The 5,243-nt window shown below is 72.6% G+C and carries 4 protein-coding genes; all 4 read right to left on the bottom strand.

The window, feature by feature from the left end; translation table 11 throughout:
- Positions 1 to 1,802, bottom strand: a 1,802-nt coding sequence (gene pheT / locus ACWGH4_RS30725; protein ID WP_453466663.1) for a phenylalanine--tRNA ligase subunit beta, incomplete at its 3' end; no start/stop codon positions are given.
- On the bottom strand, positions 1,802 to 2,923 hold the full coding sequence (pheS, locus tag ACWGH4_RS30720; RefSeq protein WP_441265367.1) for a phenylalanine--tRNA ligase subunit alpha: 1,122 nt from the start codon (positions 2,921 to 2,923) through the stop codon (positions 1,802 to 1,804). The genes pheS and pheT, both read right to left, overlap by 1 nt.
- Before the next feature lie 159 nt (positions 2,924 to 3,082).
- Positions 3,083 to 4,210 (bottom strand): ATP-binding protein, encoded by a 1,128-nt coding sequence (locus ACWGH4_RS30715; RefSeq protein ID WP_453466661.1) that lies wholly within the window; start codon positions 4,208 to 4,210, stop codon positions 3,083 to 3,085.
- Positions 4,211 to 4,308: 98 nt separating this feature from the next.
- A complete protein-coding gene (locus tag ACWGH4_RS30710; protein ID WP_441265369.1) occupies positions 4,309 to 5,160 on the bottom strand; it encodes a TrmH family RNA methyltransferase in 852 nt (283 codons plus the stop codon).
- Positions 5,161 to 5,243: the final 83 nt, after the last annotated feature.

Genomic DNA, 5,243 nt, shown 5'->3' with positions numbered 1-5,243 from the left:
CCCGTCGGGCGGAAGACAAGACCGGTCTCGAAGAGCGCCAGGTCGTGGCTGCCGCGCCCGTCGTTGCGCCGCAGGGCGCCCAGGAGTCCGGGCAGCAGCGTGGTGCGCAGCGCCGGCTCCTCGTCGGAGAGCGGGTTGACGAGCTTGACGACCCGGCGGCGGGCGTCGTCGGCCTCCAGGCCGAGCTGGTCGAGAACCGGTTCGCCGATGAAGGGGTAGTTCGGCGCCTCGACGTAGCCGGCGCCGGCGAGCGCGCGGCCGACCCGGCGGTGCAGCCGCTGGCGTGCGGTGAGACCGCGGCCGGACGGCGGGGTGGGCAGGGTCGAGGGGAGGTTCTCGTAGCCCTCGAGCCGGATGACCTCTTCGGCGAGGTCGTTGGGCTCTGCGAGGTCGGGCCGCCACGAGGGGACGGTGACGACGAGGTCGTCCTGCCCGTAGACGTCGCAGCCGACCTCCTGGAGGCGGCGCACCACGGTCTCGCGGCCGTAGGTGACGCCGGCGACGCGGTCGGGGTGGTCCGCCGGCATGGCGATGGTGCGCGGGGCACTGGGGGCGACGACCTGGGTGACGCCGCCCTCCGCCGTGCCGCCGGCGAGGAGCACCAGCAGGTCGACGGTGCGCTGCGCCGCCGCCGCGGCGGCCTGCGGGTCGACGCCGCGCTCGAAGCGCTTGGACGCCTCGGACGACAGCTTGTGCCGGCGCGCGGTCCGGGCGATGGCGACCGGGTCGAAGTGCGCGGCCTCGATGACGACGTCGGTGGTGCCGTTGATCCGGCCGGTCTCCGGGTCGGGGGCCGCGTCGGCGATCTCGGTGTTCGCCCCGCCCATGACGCCCGCGAGGCCGATGGGCCCACGGTCGTCGGTGATGACGAGGTCCTCGGCGTCGAGGACGCGGGTGGTGCCGTCGAGGGTGGTGAGCTTCTCGCCGGGCTCCGCGCGGCGCACCCCGATCGGCCCGTCGAGGCGGGAGCGGTCGTAGGCGTGCAGCGGCTGGCCGAGCTCGAGCATCACGTAGTTGGTGATGTCGACGGCGAGCGAGATCGGGCGCATCCCGGCCTTCTGCAGTCGGCGCTGCAGCCAGATCGGGGAGCGGGCCTCCGGCTCGAGGCCGACGACGGTACGCGCGGTGAAGCTGTCGCAGCCGATCGGGTCGGCCACCTTGACGCCGTAGCCGTACGAGTTGGGTCCGGGCACGTCGAGCAGCGCCGGGTCGCGCAGCGGCAGGCCGTAGGCGGTGGCCGTCTCGCGGGCGACGCCGCGCATGGACAGGGCGTAGCCGCGGTCGGGGGTGACGGCGATGTCGAGGACCTCGTCGACGAGCTCGAGGAGCCTGATCGCGTCGGTGCCGACCTCGTGCTCGGGCGGGAGCACGATGATGCCGCCGCTGCCGTCGTCGCCCATGCCGAGCTCGTCGCCGGAGCAGATCATGCCGTGGGACGTCCGGCCGTACGTCTTGCGTGCGGCGATGGCGAAGTCGCCGGGCAGCACGGCGCCGGGGAGGACCACGACGACCTTGTCGCCGACGGCGAAGTTACGGGCGCCGCAGACGATCTCCTGCGGCTCGCCGGTGCCGTTGGCCCGGCCGACGTCGACGGTGCAGAAGCGGATGGGCTTCTTGAACTCCGTCAGTTCCTCGATGGTCAGCACCTGGCCGACGACGAGCGGGCCCTTGAGCCCCGCGCCGAGCTGCTCGACGGTCTCGACCTCGAGCCCGGCGGCGATGAGCTTGGCCTGCACGTCACGGCCGGTCTCCGTCGCCGGCAGGTCGACGTACTCCCGCAGCCAAGAAAGCGGGACCCGCATCAGATCTCCATCCCGAACGGCCGGGTGAACCGGACGTCACCCTCGACCATGTCTCGCATGTCTTCGACGTTGTGGCGGAACATCAGCATCCGCTCGATGCCGAACCCGAAGGCGAACCCGCTGTACCTGCCGGGGTCGACGCCGCAGGCGGTGAGCACCTTGGGGTTGACCATTCCGCAGCCGCCGAGCTCGATCCAGCCCTCGCTGGAGCAGGTGCGGCACGGCCGGTCGGGGTTGCCGACGGACTCGCCGCGGCACACGTAGCAGACCATGTCCATCTCGGCGGACGGCTCGGTGAAGGGGAAGAAGTTCGGCCGCAGCCGGGTCTTCATGCCCTCGCCGAACAGCGCCTGGACCATGTGGTCGAGGGTGCCCTTGAGGTCGGCCATGGTCAGGCCCTCGTCCACGGCGAGCAGCTCGACCTGGTGGAAGACGGGGGTGTGCGTGGCGTCCAGCTCGTCGGTGCGGTACACCCGGCCGGGGCAGATCACGTAGACCGGCGGCTCGCGGTCGATCAGTGAGCGGATCTGCACGGGCGAGGTGTGGGTGCGCAGCACGACGCCGGAGTCCGCGCCGCCCTCGGCGTCCTGCACGAAGAAGGTGTCGTGCTCGCCGCGGGCCGGGTGGTCGGGGCCGATGTTGAGCGCGTCGAAGTTGAACCACTCGGCCTCGGCCTGCGGCCCTTCCGCGACCTCGTAGCCCATGGCCACGAAGACGTCCTCGATGCGCTCGGAGAGCGTGGTGAGGGGGTGGCGGGCACCGGCGGGGACGCGGTCGTGGGGCAGCGTGACGTCGACGGCCTCCTCGACGAGCACCCGGGCGTCGCGCTCGGCCTCGAGCTCCGTCTGGCGGGTGGCGAGGGCGCGGCCGACGGCGGCGCGGGCCTGGCCCACGCGCTTGCCGGCCTCGGCCTTGGCCTGCGGCGGCAGTGCCCCGATCTCACGGTTGGCGAGGGAGAGCGGCGAGGTGCCGGAGGTGTGCGCGGACTTCGCGTGGGCGAGCGCCTCGAGCGAGTCCGCGGCGGCGAAGGCGGCGAGCGCCTCGTCCCGCATGCGCTCGATCTCTTCCGGTTTCAGTGCCTCGACCTCAACAGGGTCGTACGACTTATTGGGTGCGGACATCTCTTCCCGTACTTCCGATGGGCTGGCTGGGGACCCCGCACGTCGACCAGGGACGACCGAGGACGCAAAGGTGCCAAAAGTCGAGTCTAACGGGGTGTGGAACGGTGAATGAGCCCGCGGGCTGCTCGGACGCTCTCGCCGGCCGATCCGTGAGGATCGCTACTGGAGATGCGCCGGGGTGCCGACGGGCAGGATAAATCGGAACTGGGCGCCGCCGCCGGGGCCACGGCCGACCGTGATCGTCCCGCCGTGGGCCTCGACGATGCCCTTGACGATGTAGAGCCCGAGGCCGGTGCCACCGCGCTTGCTCCCCCGCCAGAAGCGGGTGAAGACCCGTGCCATCGACTCCTCCGGAATGCCGGGACCCTCGTCGCTCACGGTGACGGCGGTGCCGGTACCGCTCTGCTCGCCGGCAGACGGCGAGGGTGCTATGTCGATCGTGACAGTTCCCTCGCCGTGGCGCACCGCGTTTTCCAGCAGGTTGCCGAGCACCTGGTCGACCTTGTCGGGGTCGGCCCACAGGTCCGGCAGCGGCCGGTTGACGTCGACCCGGAACCGGTCCGGGGTCTGGCCGGCTGCCACGTGCGCGTCGACGTGGCGGCGCACTGCGGCGGCGACGTCGACGGGCTGACGGCGCACCTCGAGCCGTCCGGAGTCGATGCGGGAGATGTCGAGAAGCTCCGCGATGAGGCGTGTGACGCGGTTGGCGTCGGCGTCGACGGTCTCCAGCATCAGGCGCTTCTGGTCGTCGGTGAAGCGTTCCCACTTGGCGAGGAGGGTGGCCGTGAAGCCTTTGACGGAGGTCAGCGGGGAACGCAGCTCATGGGCGACGGTGGCGATCAGTTCGGCGTGGCTGCGTTCGCTGCGGCGCCGGGCCTCGGTGCCGCGGAGGCTGACGACGAGCTTGCGCACCGGCCCGGTGGGGACGTCGCGCACGTAGCGGGCGGAGACGAGGACCTCGCGGCCGCCGGGCAGCAGCAGGTTCCGCTCCGGCTGGCCGACGCGGGTGGCGAGTCCGCCGTAGGGGTCGGTGAGGGTCCACCAGCGGCGACCCTTCAGGTCCTCGAGCGGCAGCACCCGCTCCAGTGGCCGTCCGATCGCGTCGGCCCTCGCCACGGCGGTGATGCGGACGGCGGCCCGGTTGAAGCAGACGACCCGGCCCGTCTCGTCGGCCACGACGAGGCCGTCCGGGAGGTCGTCGGGGTCGATCCCGGGGGCCTCGGGGCAGCCGGAGGGGCCCAGGTGGAACTCCTGTGGCTGTGTCGGCCTGCTGGTCCCGACCGTCATGTCCCCGTACCCCACCTCTCCGCCGGCGCAGTGGGCCCCCGAGTGCGTCACCCTACTAGCTGAAAGTGACGTCGCCGACCCCCTGAGCGAGTGGTCCGTCAGCTTGCCGGGGCACCCTTGGCCCCGGCGCGCTGGGCGCGCGCCGACGCGTAGAGACATACGGCGGCGGCGGTCGCCAGGTTCAGGCTCTCGGCCTTTCCGTGGATCGGGACGCGGACGACGGCGTCGGCGAGGGCCCGGGTCTCCTCCGGCAGGCCCCAGGCCTCGTTGCCGAAGATCCATGCGGTGGGGCCGCCCATGGTGCCGGCGTCGAGTTCGTCGTCGAGGTCCTGCTCGCCGGCGCCGTCCGCAGCGAGGACGCGTACGCCGGCGTCGCGCAGCCCTTGGACGGCCTGCTCGACGGGTACGCCGACGGCGACCGGCAGGTGGAAGTGGGAGCCGACCGACGCCCGCACCGACTTGGGGTTGTACAGGTCGACGGACGCGTCGGTGAGGATCACCGCGTCCGCCCCGGCCGCGTCGGCGCAGCGCAGCACCGTTCCGGCGTTCCCGGGGTCGCGTACGTGCGCGAGCACGGCGACGAGCTTGGGCCGGGCGGCCAGGATGTCCTCGAACGGCGAGTCGAGGAACCGGCAGACGCCGACGAGCCCTTGCGGCGTGACGGTCTGCGACACCTCGGCGAGCACGGTGTCCGCGGCGTGGTGGACGCGGGCTCCCGCGGCGTGGGCGGCGTCGACGATGTCGGCGTAGCGCTCGGCGGCCTCGACGGTGGTGAACAGCTCGACCAGCGTCGCCGCGCCGTCGGGCCCGCGGTGGGCGACCGCCTCCCGTACGGCCTGCGGCCCCTCGGCGATGAACAGACGGTCCTTGCCCCGGAAGTTGCGCTTGGCGAGCCGCCGCGCGGCGGTGACGCGCGGGGAGCGGGGGGAGATCAGCTCGGGGGTCGGCATGCGGCTCGGCGGCTCTCTCTCACGGGGCTGCGTACGAAAAGTCGAAAGGTCGAAGAGGTTCGGCACGGCGCTCCACCGTGCCC

It is taken from the genome of Streptomyces sp. NPDC054847 (genome assembly GCF_053610925.1).
This window is presented reverse-complemented; position numbering and strand designations above follow the sequence as displayed.